This window comes from Staphylococcus sp. HMSC072B07 (assembly GCF_001815505.1).
In the GTDB taxonomy this organism is placed as follows: Bacteria; Bacillota; Bacilli; order Staphylococcales; family Staphylococcaceae; genus Staphylococcus; species Staphylococcus simulans.
Map to the genome: position 1 here is coordinate 197,090 of NZ_KV820898.1, position 18,562 is coordinate 215,651.

Genomic DNA, 18,562 nt, shown 5'->3' on the forward strand with positions numbered 1-18,562 from the left:
CTTACATTTGAAAAGAGCAAAATTATACTTTTCTATTTATTTCAAAGACGCATCATTTAGAAAAACCATCAAATATTTTTACGGCAATGCTTTTGAAGAAATTCATAACCTTCTTTCTCATAGAAATCAACAGCCGCGTTATTTTTCCCCCAATAATCCAATTCTACTGTGTCACACCGCTCTTTTTCTGCTACCTCTTCTATATACTGCATGAGTGCATGCCCATAACCTTTATGCTGAAATTCTGGTTCAATACTGATTTGATGAATATACAACGTCTTCTGCCCATAACGAAATGGCGTTTCATATAACGTTACCAATTGCGCCCACAAGTACCCAGCAGCTACTCCTTTATCCGTTTCAATGACTAATAAATAATGCTCAGGTTGATGCATGAGCTTTTGAAATAGATCTAGCGTATCCAAATAATGATAAGGCTTAAAAATATCTGGGTAGGCTTGATGATGTATGTCATGGACAGTTTGATTTAAACGTGCTAATAAAGCTGCATCCTCACATATTTTAATTTCCAACAGTATCCCTCACTCTCAACACCTTATTGGCATTACTTTATTCGAAGTCTTGACTTGCGTCATGTTATGATTATTGTAACGTTTTTTTGTACTGATTACTGTTTTTAAGGAGGCACATTTATGTGTACGAGTTTTGCATTTACATCTCAATATGATGCGAACTATTTAGCACGCACCATGGATTTCTCATTTAGTTTGAATTCTTTCCCGAAAGCTATTCCTAGAAATTATGAATGGACAAGCAACAATGGTCGTGACTTTAAATTAAATTACGGCTTTGTAGGAACTGCAATGACAGTCAATGGTGTGGTATTCGGAGATGGCATAAACGAAAAAGGATTATCCATTGCTGTGTTATATTATCAAGGAGAAGCTTCTTATGCGACTTCTACTTCTAATGACAATATCAATCTAGAACCTGAAGAATTCATTATGTGGTTTTTAGGCATGAATGAATCTATCAGAGACTTTAAAGAACAAGCAGATAATGTTCGTTTACTTAAACAAGTAAATCCCGCATTAGACAGCGTTCCACCACTACACTTTATGATTACAGATCAATCTGGTCAAAGTATCGTTGTGATTCCTTCAGACGGTCAACTGATTATTAAAGAGAATCCCATTCGTGTATTAACGAATAACCCTAACTTAGAATGGCATTATCAAAATGTCAGACAGTATACACACTTCAATATCGAAGCGCCCTCACCGTCACTCTTAGGCATTGAGAGTGTAAAACCCTTTGGTGTTGAATCTGGTACTGAAGTTCTGCCGGGCGGTTATACTTCCCCATCTCGTTTCATTAAAATGGCTTATTTCCGTCAATTTATCGAAGATGCGGAAGATGAGAATAAACGACTCAACAACTTATTTAAATTACTCGATACTGTCAGTATTCCAAGAGGTGTCGTTTTAGACGAAGGTACGATTTATTACACACAATACCAAGCTATCGTCGATACACACCATCTCACTTATTACTTTAAAGACTATAACGGTTCAGATGTATATCAAATCAAACTAACTGATGAGATTTTAAACGCAAGTGATGCGATTACTTATACAGTAAAACCTAAATTAAATCTGATTGATTTAACTGAAGAATCTTCAGACCATCAGTAAATAGAACTAAACGGAGAAGCACATAGAGAAGCTGCTCCGTTTTTTCTATATCCATATGGTATTATCAATTTGATTATAACTTTTAATGGTATTAAGGGGCTGATACATATGTGTACGAGCTTTACCTTTACTTCACAATACAACACAACTTACTTAGCACGGACCATGGACTTTGCGTTTGAACTGAAAGCTTTTCCTAAAGTTATCCCAAAAAACTATCAGTGGGAAACAACTTATGGACAAACCTTCACTTTTGACTATGGTTTTGTGGGCAGTGCGATGAAAATAGACGATGTGATGTTCGCAGATGGCATCAATGAAAAAGGCCTTTCTATCGCAATTTTAAACAACAATGGCTTTGCGACATATAAGCCTGCACCCGCTTCACATCATATTAATTTAGGTCCAGAATCATTCATTATGTGGCTTTTAGGTTCGAACGCATCCATTTCACATTTAAAAGAAACGATTGGTAATGTGAGGTTGATTGATGAACAAAACCCTGTACTTGGTAAAACACCTGCCTTTCATTTCATCGTCACTGATCAAACAGGTCAAAGTATTGTTCTTGTACCAAATGGTGGTAAACTGATTTTGAAAGATAATCCGGTACAAGTTCTGACTAATCACCCTGATTTAGAATGGCACTACCAGAATTTACAACAGTACACAGCTTTTAATACTGATTCATCAGTATCCATCACACTTGGTGATAAACAAGTAGATCCAATTCATGTCGAAACAAATACTGAAATATTGCCTGGAGGTTATACCTCGCCAGCACGTTTCGTTAAAACTGCTTATTTCCGTCAAATGATTGAAGATACTGTAGACGACACGATGCGCTTAAATAACCTATTCAAATTATTAGACACTGTCAGTATTCCGAGAGGCATCGTACTCCACGAAGGGCAGCCTCATTATACGCAATATCAATGTATACTCGATTGTGAACACTTAACGTATTATTATAAAGACTATAACAGCTCAGATATTTATACGATTCAACTGACAGACGTCTTACTAGATTCAAAAGAAGAGAAAACATATGAAATTAAGCCACAATTAAATTTAAAAGATATCACCCTGTCACAACACGATTCACACCATGATGAAGGAGTAGATTAATATGTATGATGAACAATTTAAAAAAGAGTATCAAGCTGCTGTATGTGCTTATACTAAAAAGTTTAAAGAAGCTCCTAGTAGAATGCTTTTACGGGGTATGCCTGCTGAAGATGCTTTGGAACTTATGAAAGACTGTGTGAAAGATAACGAACCATTGGAAAAGTTTTATTTAGATAATCACTACTTGAGTTAAGTACGTTCATGTATTCACTCAACGGATAAAATGAATATATACGACACCTCTGAATCAACCACAAAGGAATGAAAAACTATGTATGATGACAAATTGATTGATGCCTATGAAGCTGCTGAAAAAGCTTATGAGAAAAAATTTGGAGAACCACCAGGCAGAATGTTTTTGAGACAAATGACACTTGAAGAATCATTAGAACGTATTGAACAATGTATCAAAGATAACGAACCATTAGAGAAGTTTTATCTTGATCATAGATATATCACTTAAACAATAAAAGAAATGACTCAGCTAAGTATCTAATACACTGATTTCTAAAATAAAAGCGGAACCGTTCAATTAACTGAACAGTTCCGCTTCATTGTTTCTATAAAGCTACTTAGATTACGCCTAGTTCTTTACCTACTTTTTTATACGCCTTAAGTGCTTCATCTAACATTTCTTTAGTATGTGCAGCTGTAGGCATATTACGTACACGTCCTGTACCACGTGGTACTGTTGGGAAGACGATAGATTTCACATAAACTCCTTCGTCTTTTAGACGTTTACTGAATTCTTGTGTTTGTTTTTCATCACCAATAATTACAGGTGTGATTGGTGTTTCTGATTCACCAATATCATAACCTAGTTCTTTTAAGCCGTCTTTAAGATAATTCGCATTTTCCCAAAGTTTGTCATGCAGTTCTGTAGAATCCATAAGTTTACGTACAGCGGCAGTAATCGCTGCTGAAGATTCTGGTGTTAAAGATGTTGAAAATAAGAATGGACGTGATTGTACTTTCAACCAGTCGATTAACTCTTGTGTCCCAGCGACATAACCGCCGACCACACCAATTGCTTTAGATAATGTACCGATTTGGAAATCGATTTTATCTTGTAAACCGAAGTGTTTTACTGTGCCAGCACCTTTACCCATAACACCTGATCCGTGCGCATCATCGACATAAGTGATTAAGTCAAACTCTTCCGCAATCTCAACGATTTCAGGTAACTTCGCTACGTCACCATCCATACTGAACACACCATCAGTGATATACATCACTTTATTGTATTGACCTGATTCTACAGCTTCTTTCGCTTTTTGACGTAAGTCGTCCATATCTGAATGATTTACGCGAATAATTTTAGCTTTAGATAAGCGGCAACCATCGATAATAGAGGCATGGTTTAACTCATCTGAAAGAATCGCATCATTTTTATTCATAACCGCAGAAATCGCTGCCATATTACAATTAAAACCAGATTGATATGCAATCGCTGCTTCTGTTCCTTTAAATTCAGCTAATGTGTTTTCTAAAGTTTCATGAACATCTAGTGTACCGTTGATTGTACGTACTGCACCTGCACCGACACCATAATGATTGATTGCTTCTTTCGCAACTTTTTTCAAGTCTTCGTCTGTTGCTAAACCTAAGTAGTTGTTTGAAGAAAGATTGATATACTTTTCGCCGTTGATTGTAATTTCCGGTCCATTTGCCCCTTCGACAATATCAATCTCGTTGTATAATCCATTATCCTTTAAATATTGAATGTTTTCGTCTAAAAAACCATGTAATGATTGAACCATTGGTTGATTATCCCCCTTGTGTTAGATTACATATATCATAACGTATTTTATTATAATAGAAAAGTTAACACTGATTAGTTATTTTGAAAAAACAAAATTTTGTATATTAAAAGGTCGAAATGACGCGTTATTTTAACATGAACGTTTTAAGTTTATTCTGTGGAACGCGTGCTATAATAAGGACATCTATATTAATTACAGAAGAGGTGAATACCATGTTGAATTGGTATCAACTTGCGCACGATAAAGAAAAAACTATGATTCAACTCAGAAGACATCTCCATCAATATCCTGAGTTATCATTTGAAGAACATAACACCCACGACTATATTGTTAATCAGCTCGAACAATTAGACTGTACGATTCGTAGACCTGTAGGAAAAAACGGTATTGTCGCAACATTTAAAGGCCAAGGCGAAGGCCCGACAGTCGCCTTACGTGCTGACTTCGATGCCCTTCCAATTACTGAACTGAACGACAAACCTTATCGTTCTAAAAATGAAGGGTGTATGCATGCGTGTGGTCACGATGGCCATACTGCGATTCTCTTAGGCGTTGCTCAAATTATTAATGAACATTTAGCACATTTAAAAGGCAACGTTGTATTAATCTTTCAATATGGTGAAGAAATTGTTCCTGGCGGCGCCCAACAAATGATTGATGATGGTGCTTTAGAAGGTGTAGACAGTGTTTACGGCAACCACCTATGGAGTGGTTATCCCACAGGCATCATTTATTCACGTCCAGGCGCCATGATGGCTTCACCTGATGAATTTACCGTTACCATTCAAGGTCAAGGCGGTCACGGTGCTAAACCGCATGAAACGATTGACCCGATTGTGATATTAGCTGAATTTATTCTAAGCGCACAAAAAATCGTTTCACGTACGGTCGATCCGATTAAACAAGCTGTAGTTACTTTCGGAATGATTCAAGCCGGTTCATCAGATAGTGTGATCCCCGACTCTGCGATGTGTCGCGGTACAGTGCGCACATTTGATTCTGAGCTCCAAACACATATCATGAATAAACTTGATAAGCTTCTACAAGGGCTTGCGCTTGCGAATGATATTGAATACACAATGGATTATGAACGTGGCTATGTCCCTGTGCATAATAATGAACAAGCTTATGAAACAGTTAAGCAAGCCGCTCATGATATGAATTTACGCTTTACTGAAGCAGATATGATGATGGTGGGCGAAGATTTCTCAGCTTATCAACGTGTGAGACCTGGCGCTTTCTTTCTAACAGGATGTGGTAATGCGCAAAAAGGTACAGACTACCCTCACCATAATCCTTACTTTGATATTGATGAAGCTGCATTGAAATACGCAGCTGCCGAGTTCTTAAAAATATTAGAATTAGAAAATGTTTTATCTTCTGAACGTCTTTAAATCAAAACAAAAATGCGTACACATGTAGAAATGATGTGTACGCATTTTTTATGTTAAACAACACACGACTGAGCGTATCAATAGAAAAATATGTAAAAAAAGAGCCCCTCACAAGAGGAGCTCTCTATTAAAAATCAACTTAAGTTAAGTCGAAATTATGCTTGGATTTCAGTAACAACGCCTGATCCTACAGTACGTCCACCTTCACGGATAGAGAAACGAGTACCGTCTTCAATCGCGATTGGAGCGATTAATTCAACAGTCATTTCTACGTTATCGCCAGGCATAACCATTTCAGTACCTTCTGGTAAGTGAACAACGCCAGTTACGTCAGTAGTACGGAAGTAGAATTGTGGGCGGTAGTTAGTGAAGAATGGAGTATGACGTCCACCTTCTTCTTTAGATAAAACGTAAACATCAGCTTTGAATTTTGTGTGTGGAGTAATAGAGCCAGGAGCTGCTAATACTTGTCCACGTTGTACGTCTTCACGTGCAACACCACGTAATAAAGCACCGATGTTGTCACCAGCTTCAGCGTAGTCTAATAATTTACGGAACATTTCTACACCTGTAACTGTTGTTTTCTTGCTTTCTTCAGTGATACCGATGATTTCAACTTCTTCACCGACTTTGATTTGACCACGTTCAACACGGCCTGTTGCTACAGTACCACGACCAGTGATTGAGAATACGTCCTCAACTGGCATCATGAATGGTTTATCAGAGTCACGTTCTGGAGTTGGGATGTAGTCATCTACAGCTTGCATTAAGTCTAAGATTTTTTGTTCGTATTCTGGGTCGCCTTCTAAAGCTTTTAATGCAGAACCAACGATAACTGGTACATCGTCACCAGGGAAGTCGTATTCAGATAATAAGTCACGAACTTCCATTTCAACTAATTCTAATAATTCTTCGTCGTCAACCATGTCAGCTTTGTTTAAGAATACAACTAAAGCTGGTACACCAACGTTACGTGATAATAAGATGTGTTCACGAGTTTGTGGCATTGGACCATCTGCAGCAGATACTACTAAGATACCGCCGTCCATTTGAGCAGCACCAGTGATCATGTTTTTAACATAGTCAGCGTGTCCTGGGCAGTCAACGTGAGCATAGTGACGTTTGTCAGTTTGATACTCGATGTGTGAAGTATTGATTGTAATACCACGTTCTTTTTCTTCTGGAGCGTTGTCAATCATGTCGTATGATTGTGCTACAGTGTCACCATTTTTTGCTAATACAGTTGCGATTGCAGCTGTTAATGTTGTTTTACCATGGTCAACGTGACCGATAGTACCAATATTGGCATGTTCTTTTGAGCGATCGAATTTTTCTTTAGCCATTATGAAATCTCTCCTCTTCTTGTTAAAAAGTTATTTAAATTATCTCTCATGATAGTTTCTCACCATCATGAGAGCTTTATTGTTAAGTTGTATAAAGGACTAATTCCTTTATAAAGCATTTTCCGCAAAAAATCAATTCAGGAGACCTGTCAAGTCAGTTCTTGTGCAAGTTCCTAAAGGGAATTTAATTATTCACCTTTATTTTTCTTGATGATTTCTTCAGAAATTGATTTAGGTACTTCTTCATAGTGATCGAAGTACATAGTGTAAGTACCGCGACCTTGAGTGTTAGAACGTAATGAAGTTGCGTAACCGAACATTTCTGAAAGTGGTACGAATGCACGAACCATTTGAGCGTTACCACGAGGTTCCATACCATCAACACGTCCACGACGAGCTGTTACGTCACCCATGATGTCACCCATGTATTCTTCAGGCATTAAGATTTCAACTTTCATCATTGGTTCTAAGATTACTGGATCTGCAACTTTAGCAGCTTCTTTAAGTGCTAATGAAGCAGCGATTTTGAAGGCCATTTCAGATGAATCGACATCATGGTAAGAACCATCGTAAAGTTTAGCTTTAACGTCGATTAATGGATAACCAGCTAATACACCGTTTTCCATAGCATCTTTAAGACCAGCTTCAACTGATGGAATGTATTCACGTGGAACTACACCACCAACGATAGCGTTTTCGAATTCGAATCCTGCGCCAACTTCGTTTGGTGTGAATTCAATGTGAACATCACCGTATTGACCACGACCACCAGATTGACGAGAGAATTTACCTTGAACTTTAGCTGGTGTTTTGAATGTTTCACGGTATGAAACCATTGGCGCACCAACGTTAGCTTCAACGTTAAATTCTTTTTTCATACGGTCTACAAGAATGTCTAAGTGAAGCTCACCCATACCGCCGATGATAACTTGTCCAGTTTCTTCATCAGTGTGTGCATGGAATGTTGGGTCTTCTTCTTGTAATTTAACTAAAGCTTGAGTCATTTTATCTTGGTCAGCTTTAGATTTTGGTTCTACTGACAAGTGAATAACAGGTTCTGGGAATTCCATTGATTCCAAGATAATGTCATTTTTCTCACCACATAAAGTGTCACCAGTACCAGTTTCTTTAAGACCTACCGCAGCTGCGATATCGCCTGAGTAAACTGTGCTGATTTCTTTACGAGTGTTCGCGTGCATTTGTAGTAAACGACCTACACGTTCACGTTTGTCTTTAGTAGAGTTTTTCACGTATGAACCAGAGTTCATAGTACCTGAGTACACACGGAAGAATGTTAATTTACCAACGTAAGGGTCAGTCATAACTTTGAATGCTAATGCAGCGAATTCTGCATCATCATCTGCTCTAGCAACGATTTCTTCATCAGGATTGCTAGCACGGTGACCAATGATTGGTTTAACATCTAATGGTGATGGTAGGTAATCAATTACAGCGTCAAGCATTAATTGAACACCTTTGTTTTTGAATGCAGTACCGCAAAGTACTGGGTAGAATTCGATATCTAAAGTAGCTTGACGGATTGCTGCTTTCAATTCGTCAACTGAAATTTCTTCACCTTCAAGATATTTTTCCATTAAGTCTTCGTTAACTTCTGCAACTGATTCGATTAATGTTTCGCGAGCTTCAGCTGCTTTCGCTTTGTAGTCTTCTGGAATTTCGATTTCTACGACTTCTTCACCGAATTCACCATTGTATTGGAAACATTTCATTGTAACTAAGTCAATGATTGCTTCGAATTCGTCTTCAGCACCGATTGGTAATTGAACAGCTTGAGCGTTTGCATCCAAACGATCATGTAAAGTGCTTACTGCGTATTCGAAGTTCGCACCGATTTTGTCCATTTTGTTTACGAATACGATACGAGGAACTCCATAAGTTGTAGCTTGACGCCAAACTGTTTCAGTTTGTGGTTCAACACCTGATTGAGCATCAAGTACTGTAACCGCACCGTCAAGTACACGTAATGAACGTTCAACCTCAACTGTGAAGTCTACGTGTCCTGGTGTATCGATAATGTTGACACGGTAATCATGCCATTGTGCAGTTGTTGCTGCTGATGTGATTGTGATACCACGGTCTTGTTCTTGTTCCATCCAGTCCATTTGTGCCCCACCATCGTGAGTTTCACCAATTTTGTGGATACGACCTGTGTAAAACAAGATACGTTCAGTTGTAGTTGTTTTACCAGCGTCAATGTGGGCCATGATACCAATGTTACGAGTTTTTTCCAAAGAAAAGTCTCTAGCCATTGTATTTTTTCTCCTTCCAGTAATTACTTGAGTAAATACTTTGAATATGGCGATGCCCTAAGCATGCCTTGGAATATACCATTTGAACACGCTCAGGGTTAAACCTTGAATCTTACCAGCGGTAATGAGCGAATGCTTTGTTCGCTTCAGCCATTTTGTGTACATCTTCACGTTTCTTAACTGCGCCACCTGTATTGTTAGCTGCATCTAAGATTTCGTTAGCTAAACGTTCTTCCATAGTTTTTTCACCACGAAGACGTGAATAGTTAACTAACCAACGTAAACCTAAAGTCGTACGACGCTCTGGACGTACTTCTACAGGTACTTGATAGTTAGAGCCACCTACACGGCGTGCTTTAACTTCTAATACTGGCATGATATTGTTAATTGCTTCATCGAATACTTCCATTGCATCACGACCACTGCGTTCTTGTACAAGGTCAAATGCTGAATAAAGAATTCTTTGAGCTGTTCCGCGCTTACCATCTAACATGATTTTGTTAATCAATTTAGTCACTAACTTAGAGTTGTGAATTGGATCTGGTAAGACGTCTCTTTTTGGTACTGATCCTTTACGAGGCATAATCAGAGTCCTCCCTTCATATTATAGTATAATCTCAAAATTTATCTCGAAAATTTACGTAATCTTAAACTTATTTTTTAGGACGTTTTGTACCGTATAATGAACGGCTTTGCATACGACCTTCTACACCTGAAGTATCAAGTGCACCACGAACGATATGGTAACGCACACCAGGTAAGTCTTTAACACGACCTCCACGTACAAGTACAACACTGTGTTCTTGTAAGTTATGGCCGATACCAGGGATATATGCGTTTACTTCGATGTTGTTTGATAAACGAACACGAGCATATTTACGTAACGCTGAGTTAGGTTTTTTAGGTGTCATTGTACCAACACGAGTACATACGCCACGTTTTTGTGGTGAGTTCAAGTCAGTAAATTGTTTTCTCATACTGTTAAAACCTTTGTTCAAAGCTGGTGAATCTGATTTCTTAGCTTTGCTTTTTCTTGGTTTACGTACTAATTGGTTAATAGTAGGCATTTAAGATGTCCTCCTCTCCTGTTTTATAATCCCACACATCCAGGTGGTTCATTTTTAGGTTAAATAAAATTTAGTAAGCGCAATTACTTACTAATTCTCATTTCAATAGAGCAACGACTGCTGCATCTACGTTGATACCTGCATATTCTCCTAAAGCTTTTTTACTTTCGAAAAATGAAACAGGAATATCGCTATGATTGATCTTACTTAACACGTCTGACAGCAAATAAACTTCAACGTCTTGAGCAATAATCAATGATGTAACTTGGTTCTTCTTGAGTGCTTTGAGCGTCTCTTTCAAACCAACAACCTTATGGTGTTTGTTTAAGCGTGCAACTTTTTCATTAGACATTGATTATCCTCCAAAGTTCTGCTTGCATCAACCTTTATAATAGTAACACTTTCCATAGGTTGCGTCAACACAATTATTTAATATAATGCTGACTTTTTTAATGATAACAAATTCGGTGAAAATTTCAACAGATATCCTTAATCCTCTCTGTATTTCAAAGAATAGAAAAGCCAATACCGGCTTTCTAATTCAGAAAGTGGTATTGGCTGATTTATAATCTAAAGTTTATTATTGCGGTGTATTTGTATCCGCTGCAAGTTCCTCAACTGCTTCTTTCACTTGAGGATCGATATGTTTTTCGTATTTAGCTTCGCTATAACGTCTCATACCTGTACCTGCAGGAATCAATTTACCGATAATAACGTTCTCTTTAAGACCAAGTAAGTCATCGCGTTTACCTTTGATAGCTGCATCTGTAAGGACACGAGTTGTTTCTTGGAATGATGCTGCTGATAAGAAGCTTTCTGTTTCAAGAGACGCTTTCGTAATACCAAGCAATACTGGTTTTGCAGTTGCTGGACGTTTGCGGTCTTTGAATGCTTCTCTGTTTGCATCTGTAAAGTTGTGGATGTCTACTAATGAACCTGGTAATAGTTTTGTATCACCAGCTTCAATGATACGTACTTTACGTAACATTTGACGAACCATAACCTCAACGTGTTTATCGTCGATTTCTACACCTTGCATACGGTAAACTTTTTGAACTTCTTTAAGCAAGTAGCTTTCTGTCGCATTTAAGCCTGCTACTGATAAGTAGTTCTTAGGTTCGATAGAACCTTCAGTTAAGACTTCACCGCGTTCAACGTGTTGGCCTTTTTCAACTTTAAGACGTGAAGTACCTGAAGCAAGATAAGATCTTGTTTCGTTAGCACCTTTGATCACGATTTCTTGTTGACGGTCTTTCGCAAGTTTGATGTCTTCGACTGTACCTTCAATGTCAGTAATAACTGCTTGACCTTTAGGGTTACGTGCTTCGAAGATCTCTTGGATACGTGGAAGACCTTGAGTGATATCGCTTCCGGCTACCCCACCTGTATGGAAGGTACGCATTGTAAGCTGTGTACCTGGTTCACCGATAGATTGTGCTGCGATTGTACCAACCGCTTCACCCACTTCAACTTTTTCACCAGTCGCAAGGTTTTTACCGTAACATTTTTCACATACACCATGACGTGTATTACATGTAAATGCTGAACGGATGTACATTTGTTCAATGCCTGCATCAGTGATGCGTTTTGCGATTTCTGGTGTAATCAATTGATCTGGTTTCACAAGAACTTCATCAGTTTCTGGATGACGTACCGTTTCTTTAGAGTAACGGCCTTCAATACGTTCGATGAATGGTTCGATCATTTCTGTACCTTCTTTGATGTCAGATACAAGTAGACCACGGTCAGTTCCGCAATCTTCTTCACGAACGATAACATCTTGCGCAACGTCAACAAGACGACGAGTAAGGTAACCTGAATCGGCAGTTTTAAGTGCTGTATCGGCAAGACCTTTACGCGCACCGTGAGTAGAGATGAAGTACTCTAACACTGTTAAACCTTCACGGAATGAAGATGTGATTGGTAACTCGATGATTTTACCAGATGGTGCGGCCATCAGACCACGCATACCAGCTAACTGAGTAAAGTTAGATGCGTTACCACGGGCACCAGAGTCACTCATCATGAAGATTGGGTTCGTTTTTTCTAGGGATTTCATCAATTTACCTTGAATTTCATCCTTAGCATCTGTCCAAATTTCAACGACAGCATTGTAACGTTCTTCTTCAGTGATTAAACCACGGTTATATTGTTTTTGAACACGTTCAACTAATTTTTCGTGTTCATCTAAGATTTCTTGTTTATCAGGTAATACCACGATGTCAGATACACCAACAGTGATACCTGCTTTAGAAGAGTATTTGAAACCTAAATCTTTCATACGGTCAAGCATCATTGATGTATCAGTAATGCTGAAGCGATTGAACACTTCTGCAATGATATTTCCTAAGAATTTTTTGTTGAATGGTTCAACAAGTTCTTGGTCTTCAAAGTATGCTTTTAAGCCGCCTTCGCCTAATTCGCTTGCGCTGACGAAGTATTTATCAGGTGTTTTATCTTCTAAGTTTGTTTGAGACGGTTCATTAATATAAGCAAATGAATCCGGAATGATTTCGTTAAAGATTACTTTACCGACAGTTGTCGTCAAGATCTTACGATTTTGTTCTTCAGTGAATGTAGGGTTATTGAATGAACCTGCATGTACACCAATACGTGTATGCAAGTGTACATAACCATTTTGGTATGCTTTCAATACTTCATTTGCATCGTTAAAGATTGCACCTGTATTCACTGCATCTTTACGTTCTAAAGTAAGGTAATAGTTACCAAGTACCATATCTTGTGATGGTGTAACAACTGGTTTACCATCTTTAGGGTTCAAGATGTTTTGAGCTGCAAGCATTAACATACGTGCTTCTGCTTGTGCTTCTTTAGATAAAGGTACGTGAACGGCCATTTGGTCACCATCGAAGTCAGCGTTATAAGCTGTTGTTACCAATGGATGTAAACGAATCGCACGGCCTTCAACTAATGTTGGTTCGAACGCTTGGATACCTAGTCTGTGCAATGTTGGAGCACGGTTAAGGAGTACTGGATGTTCTTTGATAACGTCTTCTAAAACATCCCATACTTCATCTTCCATACGTTCAATTTTGCTTTTCGCATTTTTGATGTTTGTCGCAATTTCGCGTTGAACTAATTCTTTCATTACGAAAGGTTTGAATAATTCTAACGCCATTTCTTTAGGTAGACCACATTGATACATTTTAAGTCCTGGACCTACTGCGATAACAGAACGACCAGAGTAGTCAACACGTTTACCTAATAAGTTTTGACGGAAACGACCTTGTTTACCTTTCAACATATGTGAAAGTGATTTTAATGGACGGTTACCTGGACCAGTTACTGGACGGCCACGACGACCATTATCGATTAATGCGTCTACTGCTTCTTGCAACATACGTTTTTCGTTTTGAACGATAATACCAGGCGCACCTAAGTCTAATAAACGTTTCAAACGGTTATTACGGTTGATAACACGACGGTATAAGTCGTTCAAGTCACTTGTCGCAAAACGTCCGCCGTCTAATTGAACCATCGGACGGATTTCTGGTGGGATAATTGGAAGTACATCCAAAATCATCCATGAAGGTTCGTTACCAGAGTTTCTGAATGATTCAACAACTTCTAAACGTTTGATTGCACGAGTCAATCTTTGTCCAGTTGCTGATTCTAATTCAGTACGTAAGTCTTTCAACTCTTCATCTAAGTCAATTTCAGATAATAGGTCTTTAATACCTTCAGCACCCATTTTCGCTACGAATTGACCAGGGAATTTATCATAATAGTCTCTGAATTCTGCTTCAGAAAGTAATGATTTTTTCTCAAGACCTGTTGGGCCTGGATCAACCACAACATATGATGCGAAGTAGATAACTTCTTCAAGTGATCTTGGAGACATATCTAATAGTAGACCCATACGACTTGGGATACCTTTGAAGTACCAAATGTGTGAAACTGGTGCCGCAAGTTCAATGTGGCCCATTCTTTCACGACGTACTTTTGATTTCGTTACTTCAACGCCGCAACGGTCACAAACCATGCCTTTATAACGTACACGTTTGTACTTACCGCAACTACATTCCCAGTCTTTTGTAGGTCCGAAAATTCTTTCACAGAATAAACCATCTTTTTCAGGTTTCAAAGTACGATAGTTGATTGTTTCAGGTTTCTTAACTTCACCGTATGACCATGAACGAATCTTTTCAGGTGAAGCAAGGCCGATTTTCATATAATGGAAATTATTTACATCAATCAAGGAGCCTACCTCCTTCAATTTAGATTAGCTGTGCTATTTGATTGATAAATGATCAATAAATTGAAAAATATTAAAGGTGCATAAAGGCAATGCAGTACATTGCCTAATGCAGCCTTACAATATTTGAATTTTTAACATTACGCTATTTGCTTATTGAACACCGAAATGAATTAGTCAGTTGTTTCTTTTTGTGATTCAGGAATTGAAGATTGTTGGATGTTTACTTTATGATCGTGCACATCGTCTTCATCCATATCTGACATTTCAATTTCTTTATCATTTTCATCCATGACTTTAACATCAAGACCTAAACTTTGTAATTCTTTCATCAATACGCGGAATGATTCCGGAACACTTGGTCTAGAGATGTTTTCACCTTTAACGATCGCTTCATAAGTTTTTACACGACCTACAGTGTCATCAGATTTATAAGTTAGGATTTCTTGCAATGTGTATGCAGCACCATAAGCTTCAAGTGCCCATACCTCCATCTCACCGAAACGTTGTCCACCGAATTGTGCTTTACCACCAAGTGGTTGTTGTGTAACAAGTGAGTATGGTCCAGTTGAACGCGCATGTAATTTGTCGTCAACCATGTGTGCAAGTTTCAACATGTACATTACACCAACAGAGATACGGTTATCGAATGGTTCACCTGTACGTCCATCATATAATACAGTTTTACCATCTCTTGCCATACCTGCTTCTTCGATCGTAGACCATACATCATCATCGTTGGCACCATCGAATACTGGTGAAGCTACATGGATTCCTAAGTTTTTAGCCGCCATACCTAAGTGTAATTCAAGTACTTGTCCGATGTTCATACGTGATGGTACACCTAGTGGGTTTAACATGATATCGATTGGTGTGCCGTCTGGTAAGTAAGGCATATCTTCTTCAGGAACAATCTTAGAGATAACCCCTTTGTTACCGTGACGACCGCACATTTTATCCCCAACGTGGATTTTACGTTTTTGAACGATGTAAACACGTACTAATTGGTTTACACCTGGAGATAATGAATCATCGCCATCTTCACGATTGAAGACTTTGACATCTAGTACGATACCGCCTGCACCATGTGGTACACGTAATGACGTATCACGAACTTCACGTGCTTTTTCACCGAAGATTGCGTGTAATAAACGTTCCTCAGCAGTTAATTCAGTTACACCTTTAGGTGTTACTTTACCAACTAAGATGTCGCCATCTTTCACTTCTGCACCTACATAAACGATACCGCGTTCATCTAAGTTTTTAAGTGCGCTTTCAGCAACGTTAGGAATGTCACGTGTAATTTCTTCAGGTCCAAGTTTTGTATCACGTGCTTCAGATTCATATTCTTCAATATGAATAGAAGTATAAACGTCATCTTTAACAAGACGTTCACTCATGATAACAGCATCCTCATAGTTATAACCGTCCCAAGTCATGAATCCGACTACTACGTTACGTCCAAGTGCCATCTCACCAAGTTCCATTGAAGGACCATCTGCTAAGATTTCACCTTGAGATACAACGTCGCCGACTTTAACAATTGGGCGTTGGTTGTAACAAGTACCTGAGTTAGAACGTTTAAATTTAGCTAATCTATACGCATCTACTTCGCCTTCGTATTCTTGACCATCTTCTTCAATAATACGACGTACTTTAATTTCATTAGATTCTACATGTTCTACACGACCAAAATGCTTGTTGATTACAGCAGCACCTGAGTCACGTGCAGCCACATGTTCCATACCTGTACCTACGAATGGAGATTCAGGGTTCATCAATGGTACTGCTTGACGTTGCATGTTCGCACCCATTAACGCACGGTTAGAGTCATCGTTTTCTAAGAATGGGATACATGCTGTCGCTGCAGATACAACTTGTTTAGGAGAAACGTCCATATAGTCCATTTTCTCTCTATCCATAGTTGTGTTGTTACCACGGAAACGACAAACGATTTCTTCGTCTAAAAAACGACCTTCGTCATCTAAACGTGAGTTCGCTTGCGCAACAACATAGCTGTCTTCTTCGTCTGCAGTAAGGTAATCGATTTGATCTGTTACCGCATTTTTCTCATGGTCAACTTTACGATATGGTGTTTCAATGAAACCAAATTCATTAACACGCGCATAACTTGATAATGAGTTGATTAAACCGATGTTCGGACCCTCTGGTGTCTCGATTGGACACATACGGCCATAGTGAGAGTAATGCACGTCACGTACTTCCATTTGTGCACGTTCACGTGTTAAACCACCAGGTCCAAGTGCAGATAGACGACGTTTATGTGTCAACTCTGCTAATGGGTTCGCTTGGTCCATGAATTGTGATAATTGAGAGCTACCAAAGAATTCTTTGATAGATGCAATCACTGGACGAATGTTGATAAGTTGTTGTGGTGTAATAGAATCTGTATCTTGAATAGACATTCTTTCACGAACGACACGTTCCATTCTTGATAAACCGATTCTGAATTGGTTTTGAAGTAATTCGCCTACTGAACGTAAACGACGGTTACCTAAGTGGTCAATATCATCTGTTTGACCTACACCATACAATAAGTTGAAGAAGTAAGACATTGACGCAACAATGTCAGCTGGTGTAATACATTTCACTTCTGAATCAGGGAATGCATTACCGATAACTGTTGTTGTACGGCCTTCTTCATCATTTGGTACATAAATTTTAATTGATTGTGTTTCAACAGGTTCGTTTACGATGCTGTCATCTAACTCATCCACTTCGATGTTTGCGTTAGATTCTAAAACATCCATAATTTCGTCTAGTTTACGACGGTCTAAAACTGTGCCTTCTTCAGCAACAATTTCACCTGTTTCAGTATTAACAATCGGTTCAGCCAATTTTTGTTTGAATAAACGATGTTTCAAATGAAGTTTTTTGTTCATTTTATAGCGACCAACACTTGCTAAGTCATAACGTTTCGGATCGAAGAAACGAGAGTAAAGCAAGCTTTTCGCGTTTTCTACTGTAGGTGGTTCGCCAGGGCGTAAACGTTCATAAATTTCTAATAGTGCTTGATCTGTATTTTCAGTACCATCTTTTTCTAAAGTGTTACGTAGGTATTCGTTGTCACCTAATAAATCAATAATTGATTGATCAGTTGAATAACCTAAAGCACGTAATAATACAGTTAATGGTAATTTTCTTGTTCTATCGATACGAACATAAACGATGTCTTTCGCATCAGTTTCGAATTCTAACCAAGCACCACGGTTAGGAATTACTGTCGCATCATAGTTTTCACGACCATTTTTATCGATTTTTTCATTGAAGTATACGGATGGAGAACGAACTAATTGTGATACAATAACACGCTCAGCACCATTGATCACGAAAGTACCTGTATCAGTCATTAATGGGAAATCACCCATGAAGACTTCTTGGTCTTTCACTTCTCCTGTTTCTTTGTTAATAAGACGCACTTTGACACGAAGAGGTGCAGCATAAGTTGCGTCGCGGTTCTTAGATTCCTCTAAATCGTATTTCGGTTCACCCAATCTATAATCTACAAATTCTAAAGAAAGGTTGCCTGTGAAGTCTTCGATTGGAGAAATGTCACGGAACATTTCTAATAAGCCTTCTTTTAAGAACCATTCATAAGATTTAGTTTGAATTTCAATAAGGTTTGGTAATTCTAAAACCTCAGAAATTCTCGCGTAATTTCTACGTTTACGATGTCTTCCATATTGGACAAATTTACCTGCCAAA

Annotated in this window: 14 protein-coding genes; 5 read left to right on the forward strand and 9 right to left on the reverse strand. The window is 38.4% G+C overall.

Going from position 1 to position 18,562, the window contains the following annotated elements:
- Positions 1-68: 68 nt before the first annotated feature.
- Positions 69-533 (reverse strand): GNAT family N-acetyltransferase, encoded by a 465-nt coding sequence (locus HMPREF3031_RS01830; protein WP_002481344.1) that lies wholly within the window; start codon positions 531-533, stop codon positions 69-71.
- 120 nt (positions 534-653) lie between these two features.
- On the opposite strand from HMPREF3031_RS01830, the gene HMPREF3031_RS01835 reads away from it, so the two are divergent.
- The 4 genes from HMPREF3031_RS01835 to HMPREF3031_RS01850 all read left to right on the forward strand — a co-directional run bounded on the left by HMPREF3031_RS01835 (position 654) and on the right by HMPREF3031_RS01850 (position 3,246).
- Complete coding sequence (locus tag HMPREF3031_RS01835; protein WP_070724562.1) at positions 654-1,655, forward strand: choloylglycine hydrolase family protein; 1,002 nt, start codon at positions 654-656, stop codon at positions 1,653-1,655.
- Positions 1,656-1,763: 108 nt separating this feature from the next.
- Positions 1,764-2,783 carry a choloylglycine hydrolase family protein gene (locus HMPREF3031_RS01840; protein ID WP_002481342.1) on the forward strand — a complete coding sequence of 340 codons (1,020 nt, stop codon included), beginning with the start codon at positions 1,764-1,766 and terminating at the stop codon, positions 2,781-2,783.
- Position 2,784: 1 nt separating this feature from the next.
- Complete coding sequence (locus HMPREF3031_RS01845) at positions 2,785-2,976, forward strand: hypothetical protein (RefSeq protein ID WP_002481341.1); 192 nt, start codon at positions 2,785-2,787, stop codon at positions 2,974-2,976.
- A 78-nt stretch (positions 2,977-3,054) separates the two neighbouring features.
- Complete coding sequence (locus tag HMPREF3031_RS01850) at positions 3,055-3,246, forward strand: hypothetical protein (protein WP_002481340.1); 192 nt, start codon at positions 3,055-3,057, stop codon at positions 3,244-3,246.
- 109 nt (positions 3,247-3,355) lie between these two features.
- Here HMPREF3031_RS01850 and HMPREF3031_RS01855 read toward each other — a convergent pair whose 3' ends face one another.
- A complete protein-coding gene (locus HMPREF3031_RS01855) occupies positions 3,356-4,543 on the reverse strand; it encodes a glycine C-acetyltransferase (protein ID WP_002481339.1) in 1,188 nt (395 codons plus the stop codon).
- A gap of 215 nt (positions 4,544-4,758) precedes the next feature.
- On the opposite strand from HMPREF3031_RS01855, the gene HMPREF3031_RS01860 reads away from it, so the two are divergent.
- Complete coding sequence (locus HMPREF3031_RS01860) at positions 4,759-5,940, forward strand: M20 family metallopeptidase (RefSeq protein WP_002481338.1); 1,182 nt, start codon at positions 4,759-4,761, stop codon at positions 5,938-5,940.
- Between the two features lie 155 nt (positions 5,941-6,095).
- Here the strand turns inward: HMPREF3031_RS01860 and tuf are convergent, their stop codons facing one another.
- The 7 genes from tuf to rpoB all read right to left on the reverse strand — a co-directional run bounded on the left by tuf (position 6,096) and on the right by rpoB (position 18,561).
- Entirely contained in the window at positions 6,096-7,283 is a 1,188-nt protein-coding gene (gene tuf, locus HMPREF3031_RS01865) for an elongation factor Tu (protein ID WP_002481337.1), read from the reverse strand.
- 188 nt (positions 7,284-7,471) lie between these two features.
- Positions 7,472-9,553: an elongation factor G gene (fusA, locus tag HMPREF3031_RS01870; protein ID WP_002481336.1), complete on the reverse strand. Its 2,082-nt coding sequence runs from the start codon at positions 9,551-9,553 to the stop codon at positions 7,472-7,474.
- 112 nt (positions 9,554-9,665) lie between these two features.
- Complete coding sequence (gene rpsG, locus HMPREF3031_RS01875; RefSeq protein WP_002481335.1) at positions 9,666-10,136, reverse strand: 30S ribosomal protein S7; 471 nt, start codon at positions 10,134-10,136, stop codon at positions 9,666-9,668.
- 70 nt (positions 10,137-10,206) lie between these two features.
- Positions 10,207-10,620 (reverse strand): 30S ribosomal protein S12, encoded by a 414-nt coding sequence (gene rpsL / locus HMPREF3031_RS01880; RefSeq protein WP_002481334.1) that lies wholly within the window; start codon positions 10,618-10,620, stop codon positions 10,207-10,209.
- A 97-nt stretch (positions 10,621-10,717) separates the two neighbouring features.
- Positions 10,718-10,972 (reverse strand): ribosomal L7Ae/L30e/S12e/Gadd45 family protein, encoded by a 255-nt coding sequence (locus HMPREF3031_RS01885; RefSeq protein ID WP_002481333.1) that lies wholly within the window; start codon positions 10,970-10,972, stop codon positions 10,718-10,720.
- 228 nt (positions 10,973-11,200) lie between these two features.
- On the reverse strand, positions 11,201-14,812 hold the full coding sequence (rpoC, locus tag HMPREF3031_RS01890; RefSeq protein WP_226956325.1) for a DNA-directed RNA polymerase subunit beta': 3,612 nt from the start codon (positions 14,810-14,812) through the stop codon (positions 11,201-11,203).
- Between the two features lie 197 nt (positions 14,813-15,009).
- Positions 15,010-18,561, reverse strand: coding sequence for a DNA-directed RNA polymerase subunit beta (gene rpoB, locus HMPREF3031_RS01895; RefSeq protein ID WP_070724563.1), 3,552 nt, complete (start codon positions 18,559-18,561; stop codon positions 15,010-15,012).
- Between the last annotated feature and the right edge of the window lies 1 nt (position 18,562).

Excerpts from the sequence above, each read along its gene's own strand:
- HMPREF3031_RS01835 (WP_070724562.1), top strand. The coding sequence starts at position 654 with ATGTGTACGAGTTTTGCATTTACATCTCAATATGATGCGAACTATTTA.
- HMPREF3031_RS01840 (WP_002481342.1), top strand. The coding sequence starts at position 1,764 with ATGTGTACGAGCTTTACCTTTACTTCACAATACAACACAACTTACTTA.
- HMPREF3031_RS01845 (WP_002481341.1), top strand. The coding sequence starts at position 2,785 with ATGTATGATGAACAATTTAAAAAAGAGTATCAAGCTGCTGTATGTGCT.
- HMPREF3031_RS01850 (WP_002481340.1), top strand. The coding sequence starts at position 3,055 with ATGTATGATGACAAATTGATTGATGCCTATGAAGCTGCTGAAAAAGCT.
- HMPREF3031_RS01855 (WP_002481339.1), bottom strand. The coding sequence starts at position 4,543 with ATGGTTCAATCATTACATGGTTTTTTAGACGAAAACATTCAATATTTA.
- HMPREF3031_RS01860 (WP_002481338.1), top strand. The coding sequence starts at position 4,759 with ATGTTGAATTGGTATCAACTTGCGCACGATAAAGAAAAAACTATGATT.
- tuf (WP_002481337.1), bottom strand. The coding sequence starts at position 7,283 with ATGGCTAAAGAAAAATTCGATCGCTCAAAAGAACATGCCAATATTGGT.
- fusA (WP_002481336.1), bottom strand. The coding sequence starts at position 9,553 with ATGGCTAGAGACTTTTCTTTGGAAAAAACTCGTAACATTGGTATCATG.
- rpsG (WP_002481335.1), bottom strand. The coding sequence starts at position 10,136 with ATGCCTCGTAAAGGATCAGTACCAAAAAGAGACGTCTTACCAGATCCA.
- rpsL (WP_002481334.1), bottom strand. The coding sequence starts at position 10,620 with ATGCCTACTATTAACCAATTAGTACGTAAACCAAGAAAAAGCAAAGCT.
- HMPREF3031_RS01885 (WP_002481333.1), bottom strand. The coding sequence starts at position 10,972 with ATGTCTAATGAAAAAGTTGCACGCTTAAACAAACACCATAAGGTTGTT.
- rpoC (WP_226956325.1), bottom strand. The coding sequence starts at position 14,812 with ATGAAAATCGGCCTTGCTTCACCTGAAAAGATTCGTTCATGGTCATAC.